Origin of the sequence: Pseudomonas tehranensis (assembly GCF_014268615.1) — a bacterium.
In the GTDB taxonomy this organism is placed as follows: domain Bacteria; phylum Pseudomonadota; class Gammaproteobacteria; order Pseudomonadales; family Pseudomonadaceae; genus Aquipseudomonas; species Aquipseudomonas tehranensis.
Map to the genome: position 1 here is coordinate 1 of NZ_JABWQV010000026.1, position 22,313 is coordinate 22,313.

Below are 22,313 nucleotides of genomic sequence, written 5' to 3' on the forward strand. Positions count from 1 at the left end.
GTCCAGCGGGAGCAAGCTCCCTCGCCACGGAAATTCCTTCAATCAGACTTGATTATTCACCGCCAAGCCCGCAGTAATTGCCCTTCGAAAAGGATTCCCCTTCACCTGAACCCGAGGCCAGATTCATGAGTGTTATCGATCTTCGCAGCGACACGGTCACCCAGCCCTCCGCCGCCATGCTGGAGGCGATGGCCAGCGCGCCTACCGGCGACGATGTGTATGGCGAAGACCCGACTGTCAATCGCCTCGAAGCTGAGCTGGCCGGGCGCCTGGGCTTTGCTGCGGCGCTGTTCGTGCCGTCGGGCACCATGAGTAATTTGCTGGGGTTGATGGCCCATTGTGAGCGTGGTGACGAATACATCGTTGGCCAGCAGGCCCACACCTATAAATACGAAGGCGGCGGCGCGGCGGTGCTCGGTTCAATCCAGCCGCAACCCCTTGAGCTGCAAGCGGACGGCTCTCTGGACCTGGAGCAAGTGGCGGCCGCCATCAAACCTGATGACTTCCACTTTGCCCGTACTCGCCTGCTGGCGCTGGAAAACACCATGCAGGGCAAGGTCCTGCCGCTGGAGTACCTGGCCCGGGCCCGGCGCTTTACCCAGGCGCATGGCTTAGCCCTGCACCTGGACGGCGCGCGGCTGTACAACGCCGCGGTCAAGTTGAATGTCGATGCCCGGGAGATCACCCAGCATTTCGATTCGGTGTCGGTGTGCCTGTCCAAAGGCCTTGGCGCTCCGATTGGCTCGGTCCTCTGCGGCAGCGTCGAACTGATCGGCAAGGCGCGCCGGCTGCGCAAGATGGTCGGCGGCGGTATGCGCCAGGCCGGGATCCTGGCGGCGGCGGGGCTGTATGCCCTGGATCATCAGGTCCAGCGTCTGGCCGATGACCATGCCAATGCCCAGCGGCTTGCCGAGGGCTTGCGTGGGGCGGGTTACGAGGTCGAGCCGGTGCAGACCAACATGGTCTACGTGCAAATGGGCGAGCGGGCCGAGGCCATCAAGGCGTTTGCCGCTGAGCGTGGCATCACGCTCAGTGCCGCGCCAAGGCTGCGAATGGTGACTCACATGGATGTCAGCGCCGCGCAAATCGACGAAGTGATCTGCGCTTTCGTCGACTTTTCCCGTAACTGACCCGTCAAGCGGTCCAATTGACCGTTTCTATCGCATAAACACGCTGTACCCCAGGCGAAGGGCCGATATAATGCGGCCCTTTGCCGTTGCTTCGTCTGTTGACGTTTTGCACAGGCCTTTGGCCGCAGCCTCCGTGGAAGAACCTAATGAAAAGCGCAGAAATCCGTGAAGCCTTCCTTCGCTTCTTCGAAGAGCAAGGCCACACCCGAGTAGCCTCCAGCTCTTTGATTCCGGGCAACGACCCGACCCTGCTGTTCACCAACGCGGGGATGAACCAGTTCAAGGACTGCTTCCTGGGCCAGGAAAAACGTGCCTACACCCGTGCCGTCAGCAGCCAGAAATGCGTGCGCGCCGGCGGCAAGCACAACGACCTGGAAAACGTCGGCTATACCGCTCGTCACCACACTTTCTTCGAAATGCTGGGTAACTTCAGTTTCGGTGATTATTTCAAGCGTGACGCCATCACCTTCGCCTGGACCTTCCTGACCTCCGACAAGTGGCTGAACCTGCCCAAGGAGAAGCTCTGGGTAACGGTCTACGCCACCGATGACGAGGCATATGACATCTGGACCAAAGAGGTCGGTGTCCCGGCCGAGCGCATGGTGCGTATCGGCGACAACAAAGGCGCGCCTTACGCCTCCGATAACTTCTGGACCATGGGCGACACCGGCCCGTGCGGTCCTTGCACCGAGATTTTCTACGATCACGGCGCCGACATCTGGGGCGGCCCACCCGGCTCGCCAGAAGAAGATGGCGACCGCTATATCGAGATCTGGAACAACGTCTTCATGCAGTTCAACCGCACCGCCGATGGTGTGTTGCATCCGTTGCCAGCGCCGTCGGTCGACACCGGCATGGGCCTGGAGCGGATCAGTGCGGTGCTGCAGCACGTTCACTCCAACTACGAAATCGACCTGTTCCAGAGCCTGCTAAGCGCTTCGGCCAAGGCCATCGGTTGCAGCAACGACAATCAGGCTTCGCTCAAAGTGGTCGCCGACCATATCCGGTCCTGCGGCTTCCTGATTGCCGATGGCGTGTTGCCGTCCAACGAGGGCCGCGGCTATGTGCTGCGCCGGATCATTCGTCGCGCCTGCCGTCACGGCAACAAGCTGGGCGCCAAGGGCAGTTTCTTCTATCAGATCGTTGCGGCCCTGGTGGCCGAAATGGGCGAGGCCTTCCCGGAACTCAAATCCCAGCAGGCGCACATCGAGCGTGTGCTCAAGGGTGAAGAAGAGCAGTTCGCCAAGACCCTGGAGCAGGGTTTGAAGATCCTCGAGCAGGATCTGGCCGAGCTCAAGGGCAACGTGGTACCGGGCGATGTCGTGTTCAAGCTGTACGACACCTACGGTTTCCCGATGGACCTGACGGGCGACATCGCCCGCGAACGCAACCTGACCCTCGACGAGGAAGGGTTCGAGCGCGAGATGGAAGCCCAGCGAGTGCGTGCGCGTTCCGCCAGCTCCTTCGGCATGGATTACAACAGCCTGGTCAAGGTAGACGTGGCCACCGAATTCACCGGCTACGCCGCCACTACCGGTTCGGCCAAGATCGTGGCTATCTATAAGGACGGGCAGTCGGTCGACATCCTGAGCGAAGGCCAGGAAGGGGTGATCGTACTGGACCAGACGCCGTTCTACGCCGAATCCGGCGGGCAGATCGGTGACAGCGGTTACCTGCAGGCCGGCAACTCGCGTTTCGATGTGCGTGACACCACCAAGACCGGTGGCGCATTCCTGCACCACGGCGTATTGGTGTCGGGCAGCCTGATGATTGCCGCTCCGGTCGCCGCTCATGTCGATGCTGAGGTTCGTCACGCCACCTCGCTGAACCACTCGGCTACGCACTTGCTGCACGCCGCGTTGCGTCAGGTACTGGGTGAGCATGTTCAGCAGAAGGGCTCTTTGGTCGACAGTCAGCGCTTGCGCTTTGACTTCAGCCATTTCGAAGCCATCAAGCCTGAGCAGCTCAAGGCGCTGGAAGACATCGTTAACGCCGAGATCCGCAAGAACTCGCCGGTTGAAACCGAAGAAACCGACATCGAGACCGCCAAGCGCAAGGGTGCCATGGCGCTGTTCGGCGAGAAGTACGGCGACAGTGTGCGCGTGCTGAGCATGGGCGGCGATTTCTCCGTGGAGCTGTGCGGTGGTATCCACGCCAACCGGACCGGCGATATCGGTCTGTTGAAAATCATCAGCGAAGGTGGCGTGGCTGCCGGCGTGCGTCGCATCGAAGCGGTCACCGGCGCGGCGGCCCTGGCGTACCTCAACGCCGCCGAAGAACAACTCAAGGAAGCGGCGAGCCTGATCAAGGGCAGCCGTGACAACCTGATCGACAAGCTCTCGGCTGTGCTGGAGCGCAACCGTCTGCTGGAAAAGCAACTCGAGCAGTTGCAGGCCAAGGCTGCCAGCGCCGCGGGCGACGATCTGTCGGCCCAGGCCGTGGACGTCAAAGGCGTGAAAGTGCTGGCCGTGCGTCTTGACGGTCAGGATGGCAAAGCACTGCTGGCGCTGGTCGATCAACTGAAAAACAAACTCGGCCGCGCAGTGATCCTGCTCGGCAGTGTCCATGAGGAAAAGGTCGTTCTCGTCGCAGGCGTGACCAAAGACCTGACTGGCCAACTCAAAGCCGGTGATTTGATGAAGCAGGCCGCTGCGGCAGTGGGCGGCAAGGGCGGTGGTCGTCCGGACATGGCGCAAGGCGGCGGCACCGACGCCAGCGCCCTGGATGCGGCACTGGCCCAGACCGTTGCATTTGTAGAGCAGGGTATTTAAGGCAGCGTTCCGGGCGCGTGGTCTAGTCGCGGGCCCGGCTGCTGTTGAGTGATTATTGGGCGCCCTTCATGGGCAGAGGCGGCTTTGAAATGGCTTTGATCGTACAGAAATTTGGAGGCACCTCGGTCGGCACTGTCGAGAGAATCGAACAAGTCGCCGACAAGGTTAAGAAATTCCGTGAAGCGGGCGATGACCTGGTGGTTGTGTTGTCGGCAATGAGCGGCGAGACCAACCGTCTGATCGATCTGGCCAAGCAAATCAGCGGCGAGCAGCAACCGGTTCCGCGTGAACTGGACGTGATCGTTTCCACCGGCGAGCAGGTGACCATTGCCTTGCTGGCGATGGCGCTGATCAAGCGGGGTGTGCCGGCAGTGTCCTATACCGGCAATCAGGTTCGTATCCTGACGGACAGTGCGCACAATAAAGCGCGTATTCTGCAGATCGACGATCAGAAAATTCGCGGTGACCTGAAGGCCGGTCGCGTGGTGGTGGTCGCCGGTTTCCAGGGTGTGGACGAGCACGGCAATATCACCACCCTTGGCCGTGGCGGCTCCGATACCACGGGCGTGGCGCTGGCGGCGGCACTCAAGGCTGACGAATGCCAGATCTACACCGATGTGGATGGTGTCTACACCACCGACCCACGGGTGGTGCCTGTGGCTCAGCGTCTGGACAAGATCACCTTCGAAGAGATGCTGGAAATGGCCAGTCTCGGTTCCAAGGTGTTGCAGATCCGGGCCGTCGAATTCGCCGGCAAGTACAACGTTCCGCTGCGCGTTCTGCACAGCTTCAAAGAGGGTCCGGGCACCCTCATTACTATTGATGAAGAGGAATCCATGGAACAGCCGATCATTTCCGGCATCGCTTTCAACCGCGATGAAGCCAAGCTGACCATCCGTGGCGTGCCAGACACCCCCGGCGTGGCGTTCAAGATTCTCGGCCCGATCAGTGCCGCGAACATCGAAGTCGACATGATCGTGCAGAACGTCGCGCACGATAACACCACCGACTTCACCTTCACCGTGCACCGCAACGACTACCAGGCCGCGGAAGCTGTGCTGAAAAAGACTGCTGACGAGATTGGTGCCCGAGAAGTGGTGGGTGATACCAAGATCGCCAAGGTCTCGATCGTCGGTGTTGGCATGCGTTCTCACGCAGGCGTGGCCAGCCGTATGTTCGAATCCCTGGCCAAGGAAAGCATCAACATCCAGATGATCTCTACTTCGGAAATCAAGGTTTCCGTGGTCATCGAAGAGAAGTACCTGGAGCTGGCCGTGCGCGCCCTGCACACGGCTTTCGAACTCGACGCTGCTGCCCGACAGGGCGAGTAAGGCGTTGTCTTGGGGCGCGGTTTACCGCGCCCTTTGTTTTTCTGAAAGGCGCGCTCCAAAACTGTTCTTTTGCTCGCGCTGGTCAATACTAGGCTTGTAGGCTGCGACCGTTTCGGTTGTAGGGCCTACGCCTTTTTTTTGCAGACTGTTGTCCCTGAACTGAATTGCGTGAGGAGAAAGGTATGCTGATTCTGACTCGTCGGTGCGCAGAGAGCCTGATTATTGGCGATGGCGAAATCACCGTGACCGTGCTCGGCGTCAAAGGAAATCAAGTGCGTATTGGCGTCAACGCCCCGAAAGAGGTCGCGGTGCACCGAGAGGAAATTTACCTGCGTATCAAGAAAGAGAAGGACGACGAACCAAGCCATTAATTTTTATCGTTTTTTATGTTTGCAAACGGGGATGAAGGTGGTTAATATACGCCCCGTGTTGCGGAGAGCTGGCCGAGTGGCCGAAGGCGCTCCCCTGCTAAGGGAGTACACCTCAAAAGGGTGTCGGGGGTTCGAATCCCCCGTTCTCCGCCATTATTTATTTAGTGCGACGTAATCTGGCTTTATCGGTAAGTTGTTGTAATTACTGAAAAAAAGCGCTTTACAAAAAGATTCGGCGACCTATAATGCGCGGCAACAAATGCACTCGTAGCTCAGCTGGATAGAGTACTCGGCTACGAACCGAGCGGTCACAGGTTCGAATCCTGTCGAGTGCACCATTTAAGAGTTGTTTGCAGTGATGCAAATAACTTGGCTTCAACCAGTTGTGATCTGGTATAAAACCACAATCTGCACTCGTAGCTCAGCTGGATAGAGTACTCGGCTACGAACCGAGCGGTCACAGGTTCGAATCCTGTCGAGTGCACCAAACACCAAAAGGCCCGCGTTTAACGCGGGCTTTTTGCTGTCTACGATTTGCCTTTTACACACCCCTTCTCATCGAACACGATCTCTGCGCTGCGACCTTTTTTCGCTTTGTAGGTATATCGGGTGCTGGAGTTCCTGATTTTGACCGAGTCGGGTCTGCCCAGAGCGCTTTCTACGTCCTGCTGGCTCATGCCGCTCACGATTCGCCTGTTTATGATCGCTTCGCGGCGTTGCCTAGGGTTGAGCAGATTCGTGCAGTTGTCTTCAAGCTGACCGACAACAGTCGGTTCCTTGCGGCTGGTTTTGTTGCCAGATGTTTGCCGAACCTCCGCTTCGGGCAGCAGGGTTTCTGTCAGCGGTTGGATCGTCCCTGGGCTGGTCGGATGGACCTGCTGAAGTGACAAGGTTTCTCCTGGTCGGCAACTCAGGGTGGTGAAGGTTACGTGCCCAGCGGTACTTTCGCAGCGATGCACGCTTTGCCCGGCAGCCCCCAAGGGCAGGCAGGGCAGGGCAGCGAGTAAAAACAGGTAACGACTGACGGGCATCCTGACGTCCTCCTTGACGGTGAAGAACAGAAGGGTAGTCGCTACATTTTTACCAGGGCGTGTGTTTTCTTTTCAGGATAAGTCGTCGTAGGCATAGAGGTTCAATCTGCGTTCAGGTATGTCTCGCAAGCGCTTGTTCTTGCCATGATTTTTTAACGTTTTAAAGCGTCAAGCGGTGTATGATTGCGCCCGTCAGCCCCGCCGGGGCTTGTGGAATATCCCATGGACTTACCCAGTAGTTACTCAATATCCCGTTTCACCAATCATGAACTGACTGATTGATCCTTCCGGCGTGCTCCACTGCTGGGAGTGGAGTTCGCCTATGACCGAAATAGAAGTAAAGAAAACGCAGGAAAGCCTTCAGGATCGCCTTGCTCAAGTCGTTGAGCTGCTGCATCGCCAGCGGGTGGTCGAAGACCTGACGCATCGCCAGGAAGGCCCGCATCACGACCTGGTCGAGAACCTGGTCCACCGGCAGAATCTCGTCGAGCTGCAACGCAAACTCGATGACCTGCACTCCGCCGACGTCGCCTACATCCTTGAAGCCTTGCCGCTGGAAGAGCGTCTGACGGTCTGGCAGTTGGTCCAGGCGGATCGTGACGGTGACATCCTGCTTGAAGTGTCCGACTCGGTTCGTGAAACCCTGATCGCTGACATGGATGATCACGAACTGCTGGCGGCGGCCAAGGAAATGGACGCCGACGAACTCGCCGACCTTGCGCCCGAATTGCCACGGGACGTTATCCACGAACTGATGGAAACCCTCGACGGCCAACAGCGCGAGCGCGTGCGTTCGGCGTTGTCCTATGACGAGGAGCAAGTCGGTGCGCTGATGGACTTCGAGATGGTGACCATCCGTGAGGATGTCAGTCTTGAAGTGGTATTGCGTTATCTGCGCCGCCTCAAGGAGCTGCCGGGACATACCGACAAGCTCTTTGTAGTCGATTACGACGGCGTGCTTAAGGGCGTGCTGCCTATCAAGCGATTGCTCGTCAATGATCCGGAAAAGCAGGTGGCCGAGGTCATGGCCAGCGATCCGGTGAGTTTCCATCCAGATGAAGATGCCTACGATGCGGCCCAGGCGTTCGAACGTTACGATTTGATTTCTGCACCCGTTGTCGACAAGAACGGCAAGTTGATCGGCCGTCTGACCATCGACGAAATGGTCGACCTGATTCGTGAGGAGAGCGAAAGCGAAGTTCTCAACATGGCCGGTCTACGCGAAGAGGAAGACATCTTCGCCTCGGTCTGGAAGTCCCTGCGTAACCGTTGGGCCTGGTTGGCGGTCAATTTGATCACGGCTTTTATCGCGTCCCGGGTCATCGGTCTGTTCGAAGGCTCCATCGAAAAACTGGTGGCCCTAGCGGCGTTGATGCCTATCGTTGCGGGGATTGGCGGCAACTCCGGCAACCAGACCATTACCATGATCGTCCGCGCCATGGCGTTGGACCAGGTCAGTACCGGCAATACGTCGCGACTGATGCGCAAGGAACTGGCCGTGGGCTTGATCAACGGTCTGGTGTGGGGCGGTGTGATTGGTGTGGTGGCCTATCTGCTGTATGGCAGTTGGTCGCTGGGCGTGGTGATGACCGCCGCAATGACGCTCAACTTGTTGTTGGCGGCCTTGATGGGGGTATTGATTCCCATGACCCTGGCTCGATTGGGGCGTGACCCCGCCATGGGGGCCAGCGTGATGATTACCGCCATGACCGACAGTGGCGGGTTCTTCATTTTCCTGGGGTTGGCAACGATTTTCCTGCTCTGATTCGCGCATCAATAAAGCCCGCCAATTTGGCGGGCTTTTTCGTGGGCGTCAGAAATCTCAGTCACCAAATTCCGGGCAAAAAAAAGCCAGCACAAGGCTGGCTTTAACATTTTGGGTGCGATCAGGACGCGTCTGCGGCCATTTCTGCGTCATGGGCAATCAGCGAAACGAGGGCGTTTTGCTGGCGATGAGAGAGTTGTCGGAAGCGTTGAAGCAGCTCGCGTTCGTGCAGTGACAGCTCTGGGCTGTCCAGCCGCATGCTCAGCTCTTCACCCAACGCACCTTCCTGAATAAGGCTTTGCTCAAGGCGCGCGATGATTTCGGAGTTCATGCTGCGGTGATGATTGCGAGCCACCTCGGCAATGCGTTCCCGCATTCCGTCTGGCAGACGTACGACGAACTTGTCAGCCGTACGGCTGGAATAAATTGCCTGTTTCATTGGGCGCATATTTATTTAACCGGTTAGTTCAGGGGAGCGGTTCTCGGGATTGGCCGCAGGATGTCGATAGGACAAGCCCCTTAGCCAAATGTTCAACCTGAATTGTTAAGAGGCCCGCATCATGCCTCAAAATTGCCAGATCATTGGCGCCAATTCTGTGACAAATATTGATCCGCGTAAAGGCGTTATGCCAGTACCCTTCGTCAAAAATGCGGACTGGTTTGAAAAACTCCCAGGTTCGCATCTTGTGACCACTGCATCGTGTCTATGTGCCATACCGTCCGGCGGATAAGCGCAGAAGGGGGCAGAGGCGTGTGCTGTCCTTGTATTGTACAGGATAGTGGCAATTTGCCGATTTACTAGAATGAGCAGGGTGGGCCAGATAAGCGGCAGTCCGGTCCGGGATTTTCGAGGGGAGGGCTTGGCGAGCGGTACATCTGCCTACACTTAAAAAGCCATGGACGACATGACAAACGCCAGGCTGACCGTTAACATGCACGCCGTCCAACGCACCGCGTTTCTCGTGGTCGACTTGTGTCTCAGTAGCTCAATTGGATAGAGCATCCCCCTCCTAAGGGGAAGGTTGGCAGTTCGAACCTGCCCTGGGACACCACCTTCCAATCAATTCCATTTCCTCAAAGCTGTGACTGAGTCCCCATTTTTCTACGAATCTGTATCGACTCATTCGGGCGCGTGAAACTTATCCCCCCCTTTGCTATCTGACCGTCTCGGTACGTTGTAGGACTTTTCCTTCGCTACGAGCGGACACGTACCTCTTTATTTATCTGAGTCGGTGCCACTGCCATCCCTGGCGGCCTGACCCACCGTGTCTTTGATTCAGGCCACAAGGATGTGACATGCACCCAGCCGCACCCAGCCGAACGCGTAAACCGAGCAGCGCTCGCCTTCTTGTCGACGGGACCCGTTCATTTCCACAGAACGCCATGCGCTTCGCGCTTCTTTTAGTAGCCGCGTGGACGGTGACGGCTGGAGGCGTTGCACAGGCGGCCGGGCCTGAAGAGGAGTTGCTGCGCCAGCGTGAGCGCGAGCGCGTTCTGCGTGACCAATTGGAGTCTCGGCCGGACGTACGCCTTCAGGCGGCGCCGGTGACCGAGGGTGCCGAACGGTTGCCGGACAAGGAAAGCCCTTGTTTTGCCATCAACGATATCCGCCTGATCGGTGAGGCGTCGGAGCAATTTCAGTGGGTGCTGCGCGCCGCCAACCCCAAGCATGACCCCGCCATAGGCCGTTGTCTGGGCGGCGCCGGGATCAACCTGACGATGAAACGCATGCAGAATGCGATCATCGAAGCCGGTTACGTCACGACTCGCGTGCTTGCTGAAGCCCAGGATCTGAACAGTGGGATTCTGGTACTGACCCTGGTGCCGGGGCGCATTCGCGAGATTCGTTTCGACGAAGGCACCAGCTCCCGCGCCAATGCCTGGAATGCGATGCCCGCCAATCCCGGTGATCTGCTCAACCTGCGCGATATCGAACAGGCGCTGGAGAACTTCAAACGCGTACCCACCGCCGAGGCCGACATCCAGATTGCGCCTGCCCGCGCTGCCGACGCCAAGCCCGGTGAAAGCGACGTAGTGATCGCTTGGAGTCAACGGTTTCCGGCTCGCGTGAGCTTGTCGGTGGACAACTCCGGCAGCAAGACCACCGGTAAATACCAAGGCAACGTCTCGTTGTCCCTCGACAATCTGCTGTCGCTCAACGACCTGTTCTACGCCAGCGTCAACCATGACCTGGGCGGTGGCGAGTCCGGTCAGCGCGGCTCCGATGGCAGCACCCTGCATTACTCGCTGCCGTTCGGTTATTGGCAGCTGGGGTTTACCAGCAGTGAATACGATTACGAACAGTCTGTCGCCGGCGCCAACCAGACCTATCAGTACCGTGGCGAGAGTCGCAACAACGAGGTGCGCCTGTCACGTCTGCTTTACCGCGATGCCGTTCGCAAGACCTCGGCCTGGGGCAGCCTGTGGACGCGTTCCTCGGAGAACTTCATCGACGACACCGAAATCGGCAACCAGAAACGACGCATGGCCGGTTGGCAGTTCGGCCTGAACCATCGCGAGTTCATCGGTGCTTCGATCCTCGATTTGGGCGCCGCCTATCGTCGCGGCACCGGTGCTCATGACTCGCTCAAAGCGCCCGAGGAAGATTTTGATGCCGGCACTTCACGCTCGCAGATCATCACCGCCGACGCGCAATTACAGGTGCCGTTCGTGGTGGGCAACCAGCGTCTGCGCTACATCGGCGGCTGGCGTGCGCAGTGGAATCGTACACCCCTGGTGCCCCAGGACCGTTTCTCGATCGGGGGGCGCTACAGCGTGCGCGGTTTCGATGGTGAAAACATTCTTTCCGCCGACCGTGGCTGGACCTTGCGCAATGAAGTCGGCCTGTCTTTGGGCCAGACCGGCCAAGAGCTCTACACCGGTATCGATTATGGCGAAGTCAGCGGCCAGGCCAGTGAATTCCTGATCGGCCAGCGTCTGGCGGGTGCCGTGGTGGGCATACGTGGCGGCTACAAAGGCCTGTCTTATGACTGGTCGCTGGGCACGCCGCTGAAGAAACCCGATGGTTTCGAAACGGCAAACGTGACCAGTGCCTTCAGTGTTATCTGGTCATTCTGAGGTGATTTCATGCAGTTCGAAACGCTAGACATTATTGCCCCCGGCCTGATCGACGAACCCTGGAATGAAGCCGCCGTGTTGGGCTCCGCCACGTGGCTGTGGATGCACTCCAAAGCCCATCGCGATGCACCACTGCACAGCCTGCCGACGCTGTTGTTGCCCGCTCTCAAGCATCGTCAGTTCGTGCTTGGCAGTGAGCACGGTAAACCCGTGTTCTACCTGTCCTGGCTCAACTTCGACGAAGCCGCCGAGCGACGTTATTTGCAGCAATCGCCGCTGGCCCTGACTGACACCGACTGGAACTGTGGCGAGCGCCTCTGGCTCAACGACTGGGTTGCGCCTTTTGGCCACACGGCGGTAGTGAGCCGGTTGCTGCAGCGCCACCTGTTCACCAATCGCTGTGCCCGTGCCCTCTATCACCGCGGCGACGAGCGCGGCCTGCGGGTCAAGACATTCCAAGGGATCGGCGTCATCCCTGAACAGGCCAAGGCCTGGTTTGCCGCTCATCCGCTGGCAACTGCACCGTAACCCCAACCTCTGGACTTGCGGACAGTCACCGCAAATGGAATTGCAATGAACAGACATTTGTACCGAATCGTTTTCAACAAGGCCCGCGGACTGCTGATGGTGGTGGCGGAAAATGTCACGAGCCAGGTCAAGGCACCGGGCACCCGTTCCGGCCCGATCGCCGGTGCGCCGGTTTGCACGGCGACGCTCGGGGCATTGCGCTTTGCACTGATGGCAGCGATCGGGCTGGTGTCCTTGAGCGTAGCGCCGGCCTGGGCCGGCACCATCGTCGCCGACCCCGGTGCTCCGGCCGGTCAACGCCCGATGGTGATCGAAAGCGCCAACGGCACCCCGCAGGTGAACATCCGCGCGCCCAGCGCCGCCGGTGTTTCGCGTAACACCTACAAGCAGTTCGACGTCGACAACCGTGGCGTGATCCTCAACAACGCTGCAGCCAACAGTCAGACGAAGCTGGGCGGCTGGATTGAAGGCAATCCCATGTTGGGCAATGGTGGTGCACGGGTGATCCTCAACGAGGTCAACGCCAGCAATCCCAGTCAGTTACGTGGCTACGTCGAAGTCGCCGGCCAACGCGCCGAAGTGGTGATCGCCAACCCGTCCGGTATCACCTGCAACGGTTGCGGCTTTATCAACGCCGACCGGGCCACCCTCAGCACCGGTCGGGCGCAGTTGGAGAACGGTCGCATCACCGGTTACACCGTGCAGGGCGGCACCATCAATATCGAAGGCAAAGGCCTGGATGCCCGCGAGACCGACTACACGGACCTGATTGCTCGCTCGGTGCAGGTCAACGCCGGGGTGTGGGCCAACGACTTGAAGGTCACCGCCGGACGTAATCAGGTCAATGCCGACAACACCCAGGCCACGCCGCTGCCAGGCACCGAGGAAGACAAACCCACCGTTGCCATCGACGTTGCCAAGCTCGGCGGCATGTATGCCGGGAAGATCATGCTGGTGGGCACCGAATCCGGTGTCGGTGTGCGCAACGCCGGGCAGATCGGCGCCATGGCTGGCGAGGTGGTGATCAGCGCCGACGGAAAGTTGCAGAACCAGGGCGCGATCAGCAGCGCAGCGGCGACCCAAATCACTGCCGGCAGTGTTGAAAACAGCGGCACGCTCTACGCCAAGGGCGACTTGGGCCTCGATAGCGTCGGTGACATCGACAACAGCGGCACCGTTGCCAGCCAGACCCACACGACGCTGACCGCCAAGACCATTCGCAGCACCACGGCCTCGAGCCTGGCGGCGGGCGTCGGGGCGGACGGCAAGCTGGGCAGCAGTGGCAACCTCACGCTCAAGGCTTCCACGGTCAAGGCGCAAGGCCAGAACCTCGCCGCTGGCGATGTGAGCGTCGAGGCTGCTGATCTGGACCTGAGCAGCAGCCAGACCCGAGGTCGCAACGTCACCCTGACCGCCAGCGGCGGTGACGCCAACCTCAGCGGCAGTCAAGTCGATGCGAGCCAGGTGCTGACCGCCAAAGCGACCAAGACCCTGCGCACCGATGCGGCCAAGGTCAACGCCGGCAATCTGCAATTGAGCGCTCGCGATGTTTCCAATGTCGGCGGTGAGCTGGTGCAGACCGGCACCGCCGACTCGTCGATCAAAGCCACTGCCACGCTCGACAACAGCCGTGGGCGGATCGCCTCCAATGCCGGGAACCTGAAGCTTGGTGCCAATCGGCTCGACAACAGTAACGGCAAGGTCGAGCACGCCGGCAAAGGCATCCTGGACATCCAGGCCGACCAGTTGGCCGGCAGCAAAGGCACTTTAGCGAGTAATGGCACGCTGAGCGTCAAGGCCCGCGAGGCGGTGGTCGATGATGGCCTGACCCAAGGCCAACAGATCACCCTCGACACCACGACCTTGTCCAACCAACGCGGACGCATTATCCAGACCGGCACGCAGCCCTTACAGGTCACTGCCCGTGAACGTTTCGACAATCAGACCGGGCAAGTCAGCGCTGCCGCAGCGATGGTCCTGAAGGTCGGCACGTTGAACAACCAGGGCGGCAAAGTCCTCGCCAGCAATAAGGGTGCCTTGACCGTCACGGCTGACAACGAGATCAACAACGGCGGTGGGACGCTGGCCGCCGGCGGTACGACAAAGGTCAGCGGCGAGGAGCTGGATAACACCCAAGGCACGGTGAGTGCCGGCGGTGAACTGCACGCCGAGTTCGACCAGTTGAACAATATCGGCGGCACGCTCGCTGCTGCCCAGCGCATGGAGATCATCGCCGGGCAGTTGAACAACACCAACGGCGTGCTGGGTTCGGTGAAGTCCGGCTTGCTGGTCAGTGTCTCGGCTGATGCGTTGAATAACAGCGGCGGGCGCCTTGAAGCGCTGGGCGATATCGAGCTGTCGGCCCAGGGCCTGAATAACCAGGGCGGGGTGATCAGTGGCCAGGCCTTGGACCTGGACAGCAACGGCCTGCTGATGGACAACAGCCAAGGCACGTTGAATGCCGGTGCGACCCTTGACCTGCGCAGCGGTGAACTGCGCAACGCGGCGGGCCTGATCCAGGCCAAGGGCAAGCTGTTCATCGACACCGGCAGCCAGGCGCTGAACAACCTTCAGTCCGGCACCACCCAAGGCATCAGCGGCCAGGGTGCGGTGGAAATCCACAGCGCCCATTTCAACAACAGCGCCGGCTTCCTCGGCGCCAAAGGCGCGCTGGTGCTCAAGGCCACCGACCTTACCAACGGCAGCGGCGGCCAGGTCATTGGTGAGAAGAGCGTAGAAGTCGAAGGCGCCCGGGTGGATAACCGCGGCGGTCAATTGCAAGGCCTCGGCGATGTCCAGTTAGTGCTGGGTGAGACGCTCACCAACCAGGGGGGACTGGTGCGCAGTGCCGGAACGCTGGGCGTGACTGCTGGCGTGCTCGACAACAGCGCCACCCAAGGTGCCAACCAGGGTCTTGAAGGCCGAGCCATGAGCCTGGCGCTCAACACCTTCGGCAACCAGACCGGTGCCGTGCGCGCCGACCAAGGATTGTCCATAGGCGTCAGCCAAGCGCTGGATAACCAGAGCGGCCTGATTTCTGCGGGGGCCGGCCTGACCATCACTGACCGCGACCCGGCGCAGCGTCGCCAGTCGGTGCACAACCTCGACGGTACCTTGCTTGCTGGCAGTCTGTTATCCCTCAACGCGGCCTATTACAGCGGTTCCGGTCGTGCCCTGAGCCTGGGGGACCTGACGTTCAGCCTGCAAAGTGGCTTGGACCTGAGTGGACAGATCCAGGCCAATAACAAGCTCGACCTGAGCACCGAGGGTGCTTTCAACAACAGCGGAAAACTGTTGGCAGGCAATCTCCTGCTGGTGCGCTCGCAGACGCTGGACAACGCCGCCAGCGGGGAGATCAGCGCCGGTCAGGTTCGCCTGATCGTCAACGACAGCCTGACCAACCGTGGCCTGATCGACGGACAGCAAGTGCGTGTGCAAGCGCTGTCGCTCAACAACCTGGGCACCGGGCGTCTGTACGGTGATCGATTGGCGATCGCCACCTCGGCACTGAGCAACCGCGATGAGAACGGACTCGCCGCGACCATCGCCGCCCGCGAGTCGCTCGACATCGGCGCTGGCACCCTGGACAACCGCGAACAGGCGCTGATCTTCAGCGCCGGCAACCTGGCCATCGGCGGTGCGCTGGACGCCGACGACAAAGCCCAGAATCGCGCTCAGTTGCTGACCAACGCCAGTGCGACCATCGAGGCCCTCGGCGACCTGTCGCTGAACGTGCAGAGTGTGCGCAACACCAACGAACACTTCAGTACCCAGGAGGTGGAGGTCAGCCGCACCGCCCTGCAAGAGTTCCAGCTCACCGGTTCGTCGAACCGCTATCAGGGCGATCAGATCTCCTTGAGCCACGACGAGGTTCTTTACCTGAACACCCCGGAGGGTCGGCGGGACAACTGGAACCGCTACGACTACACCCGCGTGGTGCGCGAAACCCAGATCGCCACCTCGGCGCCGGCACAGATCCTGTCTGGCGGGACGATGCAGATCAGCGCAGGTGATGTGCTCAACGACAAGAGCCGGATCATTGCCGGTGGACTGTTGCAGGCCGACATCGTCAGCCTGACCAACACCGAATTGTCCGGCCAGCGCACCACTTCCGACAGCGGCACCGCCAGCCACTTCTTTCGCATGCAGCGCAAGGGCCGCGACAGGCAGGGAACCACCGTCACGGCCTACACGCCAGCACCTTTGATTCAGGACATCTCCCTGCAGCCCACCGTGTTTGCCCAGAATACCGCCGGCAACGGAAGCGGCACCCAGATCAGCGCCCGCGCGACTCAGAGTGTCAGTGATCAAATCACTGGCACGGGGGCAGTCAGCGCCCCGGTCGGCAGAACCCATCAAGTGGCGCCCATCGTTCAGGTCGCCGCGCAAACCACACTGAACACCAAAGGCGTCGCCGAGCAGATTCGCAGCGGTGGGCCGTCCCTTGAACTGCCGAACAACAGCCTGTTCAACACCACGCCTCAGAACAGCAACGGCTACCTGATCGAAACCGACCCGCGTTTCGCCAGCTATCGCACCTGGTTGTCTTCGGACTACATGCTGCAACGCCTGCAAGTCGACCCGGCACTGACCCAGCAACGTTTGGGGGACGGGTTCTACGAGCAGAAGCTGATTCGTGAACAGATCGCGCAACTCACCGGTCGCCGCTTCCTCGATGGCTACGCCAATGACGAAATGCAGTACCGGGCGCTGATCGACAACGCCGTCACCGTCGCCAGCCAGTGGCAATTGGTCCCCGGTGTGGCCCTGACCTCCGAGCAGATGGCGCAGTTGACCAGCGACATCGTCTGGCTGGTGCAAAAGCAGGTCACCCTAGCTAACGGTGAAACCCGCAACGTGCTGGTGCCGCAAGTGTACGTACGGGTTCAGGAAGGCGACCTCAATGGCTCCGGCGCTCTGATTGCCGGGCAACAACTGAACCTGAACATCGCCGGCGACCTGATCAACAGCGGCAGCCTGGCCGGGCGCAGCGTCATGGCGATCACGGCGCAGAACATCGAAAACCTCGGTGGCCGGATCCAGGCCGACAAGGCCTCGCTCACTGCACGGGAAAACCTCAACAACCTAGGCGGCCTGATCGGTGCCGTGGACAGCCTGTCGCTCAAGGCCGGGCAAGACATCAACGTCGTCTCCAGCACTCGAGACAGCAGCAGTGATCAAGGCACCCGCACCAACCTGTCACGGGTGGCCGGGCTGTTTGTCAGCGGCGCCCAGGGCACGATGGGCGTCAGTGCCGGCAAGGACCTGAACCTCACCGGCGCCCAGGTCGTCAACGCCGGCAAGGGCGGCAGCACATCGCTGGAGGCGGGTAATAATATCAATCTTGCCACCGTTGGCGAGGCCCACCAGCAGTCGTTGACTTGGGACAGCAGCAACTGGCGCAAGGACGAAAGCCGGACCGAAGCGGGTTCGCTGATACAGGGGCAGGGCGACGTGCGTCTGAGCGCGGGCCAGGACCTCAACGCGCGGGCTGCTCGCGTGACCAGCGAGCAAGGCGCGGTGTTTGCCGAGGCCAAGCGTGACGTCAACCTGAGCACTGGCCAGAACTACCAATTTGCCGACGAAGCGCACAAGGTCAAAGGCAGCAGCGGGTGGCTCTCCAGCAAAACCACCACGACCCGCGACACTGTCAGTCAGACCCAGGCCGAAGGCTCCACCCTGAGTGGCGAGCAGACCTATGTACAGGCCGGTCGCGACATCAATCTGAAGGGCAGCAATGTAGTGTCCACCAGCCAGACCGTTCTGGTGGCGGACAACAACGTCAACATTGAAGCGGCCACCGACAGCAGCAACGAACGCCACGACAAGTCGGTGAAGAAAAGCGGTCTGTTCAGCGGCGGTGGCATCGCCGTCACCATGGGCAGCCAGCAACAAAGCGTCAAAGACCTCACCACGCAACACACGGCGGTGGCGAGCACCGTCGGTTCGACCACTGGCGATGTACTGATCGAAGCCGGCAAGGGCTATCGTCAGGTCGGCAGCCAGGTATCGGCCCCGCAAGGCAACATCGACGTCACGGCGCAGACCCTCAACATCGTCGAAGCGCGCAACACCAGTCAGCGCGAACGTGAAACGCTGTTCAAACAGACCGGGTTCACCCTGACCGTGACCAACCCGGTGATCAGCGCCATCCAGACCAACCAGCAGATGAAACAGGCGTCGGAAAAAACCGACGACGGGCGCATGAAAGCGCTGGCCGCTGCCACCGCCGTGCTGGCAACCCACAACGCCGCCACCGCCGTGGCGATGGATCCCGGCGCGGCGGGTGGTATCAACATCAGCCTGTCGCTGGGCACCAAGAAGAACGAAAGCACGACCACCTATGTCAGCGACAGCGCCGCCAGTTCGACCATGCTCGCCGGTAATGACATCCGCCTGCGGGCCACGGGAGCCGGCGCCGCCAGTGACATCACCATACAAGGCAGCGATATCAAGGCCGGACGCAACGCCAGCCTGCTGGCAGACGGTGACATCAATCTGCTTGCGGCGCGCAACACGGACAAACAGGACACCGACAGCAAAGGCACCAGCGCCAGCATCGGTATCGGCTTCTCCATTGGCGCTCGTAACGGCTTCACGCTGGACCTGGGCGCGTCCGGCAGCCGTGGCCAGGCGGACGGCGATGGACTCACCCACACCAACACCCACGTCGAGGCGGGCAACCAGTTGCTGTTGTCATCCGGCGGCGACACCCATCTCAAAGGCGCGGTGGCCAGCGGCAAACAGGTGTTGGCCGATATCGGCGGCGACCTGAACATCGAAAGCCTGCAAGACACCAACACCTACGAGGTCGATGAACAGAGCCTGGGCGTTGGCATCAGCCTGTGCATTCCGCCGTTCTGCTATGGCCTGAGTACGATCAGTGGCGCCAGCGGCAGCTTCGGCGCCACGGATATCGACTCCAACTACGCCAGCGTCACCGAGCAATCGGGCATCAAGGCCGGGGACGATGGTTTCGATATTCGTGTCGGTGGCAACACCGACCTGGTCGGCGGCGTCATCGCCAGCAGCGACAAGGCCGTGCAGGACGGCAAAAATCGCCTGGTCACCGCCAGCCTCACCAGCCGCGACATCAGGAACAAAGCCGAGTACGACGCCAGCACTGTCAGCGTCGGCGGCGGTTATCGGGAAGTCGGCAAGGACCAGCAGGGCAACGCCCAGACCGGCGCTCAGCAAACCCCAGGCACCGACCTGCCGAAGAATGAAAATGAATTCGGCGCCACGATGCCGATCGCCATCAGCGCCAGCGATGACGCCAGCAGCGTCACCCGCAGCGGCATCAGTGGTGGCACGATTGTCATCAGCAACGACGCCGAGCAACAGAAACGCACCGGCCAGAATGGCGAACAAACCGTCGCCAGCCTCAACCGCGACGTGTCCAGCGACCGTGACACCAGCAACGCGCTCAAGCCGATTTTCGACGAAGACGAAATCCGTGCTGGTTTCGAGATCGTAGGGGCGTTCGCCAATGAAGCCAGCACCTTGCTCGCCAACAAGGCCAAGGAAGTCGACCGCAAGCGCCAACAGGCCGAGGAGGCCGAGACCAAGGCGCTGGATCCCAAGGCCCCACTGACCGACACCGAACGCTTGGCGCTGCTCAACAGCTCCCGGCAGTTGAAGGCGCAAGCCCGAGACATCGCCGACAACTGGGGCGCGGGCGGTACCTACCGGCAGATCACCACCGCGCTGGTGGGCGCGGCCAGCGGCAACATCAGCGGCAGCAACGGCGCCTTCGTTCAGGGATTGGTAGTCAATTACGTGCAACAGCGGGGCGCCGGCTACATCGGCGATCTCGTCGCAGACGGCAAACTCACTGAAGGCTCGCCACTGCACGCCGCCCTGCACGGCATCGTCGCCTGCGCAGGTGCCGCCGCCAGCAGCCAGAGCTGCGGCAGCGGTGCAGCAGGCGCGGCGGCGTCGAGCCTGCTCACCGGCCTGTTCTCCGAAGCCAGCCCCGATGAAAGCGAAGCCCAGCGCGAAGCCAAGCGTAACCTGATTGTCAGCATCGTCACTGGGCTGGCGGCCAACAGCGCTTCAGTGGACGCCACCACCGCCAACACCGCAGCGGGCGCAGCGGTGGACAACAACTGGCTGGCGACTCAGCAATTGGTTCAGGCGGAGAAGGAATACGCCGAGGCTGACCTGGGGGGCAAAGCTAAAGTGGTTGCCAAGTGGGCGTACATCTACCAAAAACAAGAAGTCCTGACCCGATTCGGCATCGGCAAGGGCCTGGCGCAGGCGGGTTGGAGCGACGTTGAAGGGTTGGCGCAATTCCTCCTTAATCCGGTTGAAGGGATCAAAGGTATCAAAGCATTGATCGACGACCCCGAGGCCCGCCAGAAACTCGGCGACGCCCTGGTCAATGACGCCAACGCCAAAATCGAGCGCATCCAAGATGCCCTGGAACACGGCGGCGATGAACGTGCCGTGCAACTGGGCCAGGATATTGGCGAACTGGTCTGGCAAGTCGGCACCATCGTCACGGGCGTGGGGACGGCGGCCAAGGGCGGCGTGACCCTGGCGAAAGCCGGGATCAAGGTGGGGGCCGAAGGGCTTGAAAAGATGGCCGATATGGCCAAAATTGCCAAAGCTGAAGCGTCGGCTGGTAAGCCGATGAACTGGACCAGTGTGGAGGGGGCGTATAGCGGGAAGCTTGAGGGGGGATATGGCCCTGGCACGACGACCGCTAATGGGAAGGTTGTTGAAAACACCATGGACTATAGTTCGGGTGTTAAAGGGGCTCAAACAACTAAGGTCGTCGATCGTCTTGATGAACTGAAGCTAGACGGTTTTAACCCCTACGATAATCCTCGTTACAAAGAAATGTCACCCGATCAGCAGAGAATATTTTTGAAGGAGTACAACAAGCAGCTGCAAGCTCAGCAGGATGCGATTAATAGCATGACAGCTGATGAGTTTAAAATTGCAAGGGATGCTTACATTCAGCAAGGCCGAAATCCAGCAGCTGATTCAATGCAGCGAAGTCTAGGTCGCGAGTTCGAGAGGGAAGTGTCTGAAAGTATTCGGCAAGGTTTAATAAATAAAGGTGTCGATCGCTCTACGGCAACGCAGTTGGCAAAAGATCGCGCGAAGGAAATTAAGTCTAGTCTTGCAGCCTTGCACGAGCCTGACATGGTTGCGGGCGGTTGGACAACACCGGCACCGGTTAGGATGGGGGACACCAATGTGAACTCATCAATAGGTGCTAGCTGGTCAAGTCGTTTATCATCTGTTGATCAAGCCGTAGATTCGGCCATTTCCACCGGTGCTGGCAGCGCTAAATTGAATGTCCGGCTAGAGCTACTCAGAGGAGCACAAGCAAGATGAGGGATGAAGATTTCCAACATTTCATCAGCGTGATGGGGGAGGCCACATCTCGTCGAGAGGTGCCTGATTCCCAAATTGCGAAATATCGTGAGGTGCTGCCTGACGTGTTGCTTGACTATTGGCAGGGGGAGGGTTGGTGTGGATATGCCAATGGCCTTTTCTGGACAGTAAATCCGGATGATTATAAACATCTGCTCGATATGTGGCTCGCGGGTACTGAATTTCCACTGATAGATAATTACCACGTTATTGCGAGGAGCGCGTTTGGGACTCTCTATGCTTGGGGGGAGACATACAATCAGAAAATTGTTGTTTCGTGTCCGACGGGATCTATCGTCGCGTTGATGAGTAAGCTGAAAACGCCTAATAAAGATCCGGATCTAGCCCTTCAGACATTTTTCGCTATGTCTGATAAGGAGCGTTATGATCTGGAGGATAATCAAGGTGAGTTTCTATTTGAACGGGCGCTCGAGAAGTTGGGTGCACTTGATGAGAGTGAACTTTATGGTTTTGAGCCGGCATTGTTTTTTGGGGGAACTGCTTCGCTAGATCATTTGGTTAAATGTAATTTAGAGGTTCATTTAACGATCCTGCGACAGATGCGTTCTTGAGTGTGTAAATGAACGGGAGGAATATTTTCTGACGCAAAGTCTAGAGGCATTTAATTTGCTGAATTTATGGGCGGGGAGGGGGTATTTGGTCGTTTCTTAATAGGCCTGCCCCCTTTTCTTACAGGAGCGAGGCATGAGGTCTTTGTTGTCGGAGTGGTGTGACTTCTGTGAAGACAGGGCGGTTTTCGATAAATCCCACTTTTTGGGATTGTTAAAAGCGCACAGCAGCTCTGAGGAGATTCGGCGTATATTTAGTTGCTTTCCGTCCTCGGAGGAGTTGGTTGATAGGGCTGAGCGCGTTCTTGCCTCTGGAGATATGGAAAAGTCTCTGTATCTCTTGCCAAGAGTT

11 protein-coding genes and 4 tRNA genes are annotated in these 22,313 nt (G+C 59.6%); 13 read left to right on the forward strand and 2 right to left on the reverse strand.

Going from position 1 to position 22,313, the window contains the following annotated elements:
- The first annotated feature begins 125 nt into the window (after window positions 1-125).
- The 7 genes from ltaE (at window position 126) to HU811_RS07565 (ending at window position 6,090) form a co-directional block, all read left to right on the forward strand.
- The gene (ltaE, locus tag HU811_RS07535) at window positions 126-1,130 is read left to right on the forward strand and encodes a low-specificity L-threonine aldolase (protein WP_186655013.1); all 1,005 of its coding nucleotides are present in this window, start codon (window positions 126-128) and stop codon (window positions 1,128-1,130) included.
- Between the two features lie 146 nt (window positions 1,131-1,276).
- The gene (gene alaS, locus HU811_RS07540; protein WP_186655016.1) at window positions 1,277-3,901 is read left to right on the forward strand and encodes an alanine--tRNA ligase; all 2,625 of its coding nucleotides are present in this window, start codon (window positions 1,277-1,279) and stop codon (window positions 3,899-3,901) included.
- Window positions 3,902-3,990: 89 nt separating this feature from the next.
- Window positions 3,991-5,232, forward strand: coding sequence for an aspartate kinase (locus HU811_RS07545; RefSeq protein ID WP_092392961.1), 1,242 nt, complete (start codon window positions 3,991-3,993; stop codon window positions 5,230-5,232).
- A gap of 182 nt (window positions 5,233-5,414) precedes the next feature.
- Window positions 5,415-5,603 (forward strand): carbon storage regulator CsrA, encoded by a 189-nt coding sequence (csrA, locus tag HU811_RS07550; RefSeq protein ID WP_003178872.1) that lies wholly within the window; start codon window positions 5,415-5,417, stop codon window positions 5,601-5,603.
- A gap of 62 nt (window positions 5,604-5,665) precedes the next feature.
- Window positions 5,666-5,756 (forward strand) — tRNA-Ser (locus tag HU811_RS07555).
- Window positions 5,757-5,864: 108 nt separating this feature from the next.
- Window positions 5,865-5,941 (forward strand) — tRNA-Arg (locus HU811_RS07560).
- Between the two features lie 72 nt (window positions 5,942-6,013).
- Window positions 6,014-6,090 (forward strand) — tRNA-Arg (locus HU811_RS07565).
- Between the two features lie 40 nt (window positions 6,091-6,130).
- Here HU811_RS07565 and HU811_RS07570 read toward each other — a convergent pair.
- Window positions 6,131-6,634 (reverse strand): cell envelope protein SmpA, encoded by a 504-nt coding sequence (locus HU811_RS07570; protein ID WP_186655018.1) that lies wholly within the window; start codon window positions 6,632-6,634, stop codon window positions 6,131-6,133.
- A 322-nt stretch (window positions 6,635-6,956) separates the two neighbouring features.
- Between HU811_RS07570 and mgtE the strand changes: the two genes are divergently transcribed.
- On the forward strand, window positions 6,957-8,399 hold the full coding sequence (gene mgtE, locus HU811_RS07575; protein WP_092392955.1) for a magnesium transporter: 1,443 nt from the start codon (window positions 6,957-6,959) through the stop codon (window positions 8,397-8,399).
- Between the two features lie 121 nt (window positions 8,400-8,520).
- On the opposite strand, the gene HU811_RS07580 is transcribed toward mgtE, so the two are convergent.
- Window positions 8,521-8,847: an Arc family DNA-binding protein gene (locus tag HU811_RS07580; RefSeq protein WP_010226671.1), complete on the reverse strand. Its 327-nt coding sequence runs from the start codon at window positions 8,845-8,847 to the stop codon at window positions 8,521-8,523.
- Window positions 8,848-9,374: 527 nt separating this feature from the next.
- Here HU811_RS07580 and HU811_RS07585 point away from each other — a divergent pair.
- The 5 genes from HU811_RS07585 (at window position 9,375) to HU811_RS07605 (ending at window position 21,964) form a co-directional block, all read left to right on the forward strand.
- Window positions 9,375-9,451 (forward strand) — tRNA-Arg (locus tag HU811_RS07585).
- 331 nt (window positions 9,452-9,782) lie between these two features.
- Window positions 9,783-11,477, forward strand: a complete 1,695-nt coding sequence (locus HU811_RS07590; protein WP_186655021.1) for a ShlB/FhaC/HecB family hemolysin secretion/activation protein — start codon at window positions 9,783-9,785, stop codon at window positions 11,475-11,477.
- 9 nt (window positions 11,478-11,486) lie between these two features.
- A complete protein-coding gene (locus tag HU811_RS07595; protein ID WP_186655023.1) occupies window positions 11,487-12,005 on the forward strand; it encodes a toxin-activating lysine-acyltransferase in 519 nt (172 codons plus the stop codon).
- A gap of 45 nt (window positions 12,006-12,050) precedes the next feature.
- Window positions 12,051-21,353 (forward strand): two-partner secretion domain-containing protein, encoded by a 9,303-nt coding sequence (locus HU811_RS07600; RefSeq protein WP_186655025.1) that lies wholly within the window; start codon window positions 12,051-12,053, stop codon window positions 21,351-21,353.
- Complete coding sequence (locus HU811_RS07605) at window positions 21,350-21,964, forward strand: GAD-like domain-containing protein (RefSeq protein ID WP_186655026.1); 615 nt, start codon at window positions 21,350-21,352, stop codon at window positions 21,962-21,964. The genes HU811_RS07600 and HU811_RS07605 overlap by 4 nt, the downstream gene beginning before the upstream one ends.
- Window positions 21,965-22,313: the final 349 nt, after the last annotated feature.

What these genes read in the sequence shown, in the direction of transcription:
- HU811_RS07545 (WP_092392961.1), top strand. Translation starts at nt 3,991, where the DNA reads ATGGCTTTGATCGTACAGAAATTTGGAGGCACCTCGGTCGGCACTGTC.
- HU811_RS07580 (WP_010226671.1), bottom strand. Translation starts at nt 8,847, where the DNA reads ATGCGCCCAATGAAACAGGCAATTTATTCCAGCCGTACGGCTGACAAG.
- HU811_RS07600 (WP_186655025.1), top strand. Translation starts at nt 12,051, where the DNA reads ATGAACAGACATTTGTACCGAATCGTTTTCAACAAGGCCCGCGGACTG.
- HU811_RS07590 (WP_186655021.1), top strand. Translation starts at nt 9,783, where the DNA reads ATGCGCTTCGCGCTTCTTTTAGTAGCCGCGTGGACGGTGACGGCTGGA.
- HU811_RS07605 (WP_186655026.1), top strand. Translation starts at nt 21,350, where the DNA reads ATGAGGGATGAAGATTTCCAACATTTCATCAGCGTGATGGGGGAGGCC.
- csrA (WP_003178872.1), top strand. Translation starts at nt 5,415, where the DNA reads ATGCTGATTCTGACTCGTCGGTGCGCAGAGAGCCTGATTATTGGCGAT.
- mgtE (WP_092392955.1), top strand. Translation starts at nt 6,957, where the DNA reads ATGACCGAAATAGAAGTAAAGAAAACGCAGGAAAGCCTTCAGGATCGC.
- HU811_RS07595 (WP_186655023.1), top strand. Translation starts at nt 11,487, where the DNA reads ATGCAGTTCGAAACGCTAGACATTATTGCCCCCGGCCTGATCGACGAA.
- ltaE (WP_186655013.1), top strand. Translation starts at nt 126, where the DNA reads ATGAGTGTTATCGATCTTCGCAGCGACACGGTCACCCAGCCCTCCGCC.
- HU811_RS07570 (WP_186655018.1), bottom strand. Translation starts at nt 6,634, where the DNA reads ATGCCCGTCAGTCGTTACCTGTTTTTACTCGCTGCCCTGCCCTGCCTG.
- alaS (WP_186655016.1), top strand. Translation starts at nt 1,277, where the DNA reads ATGAAAAGCGCAGAAATCCGTGAAGCCTTCCTTCGCTTCTTCGAAGAG.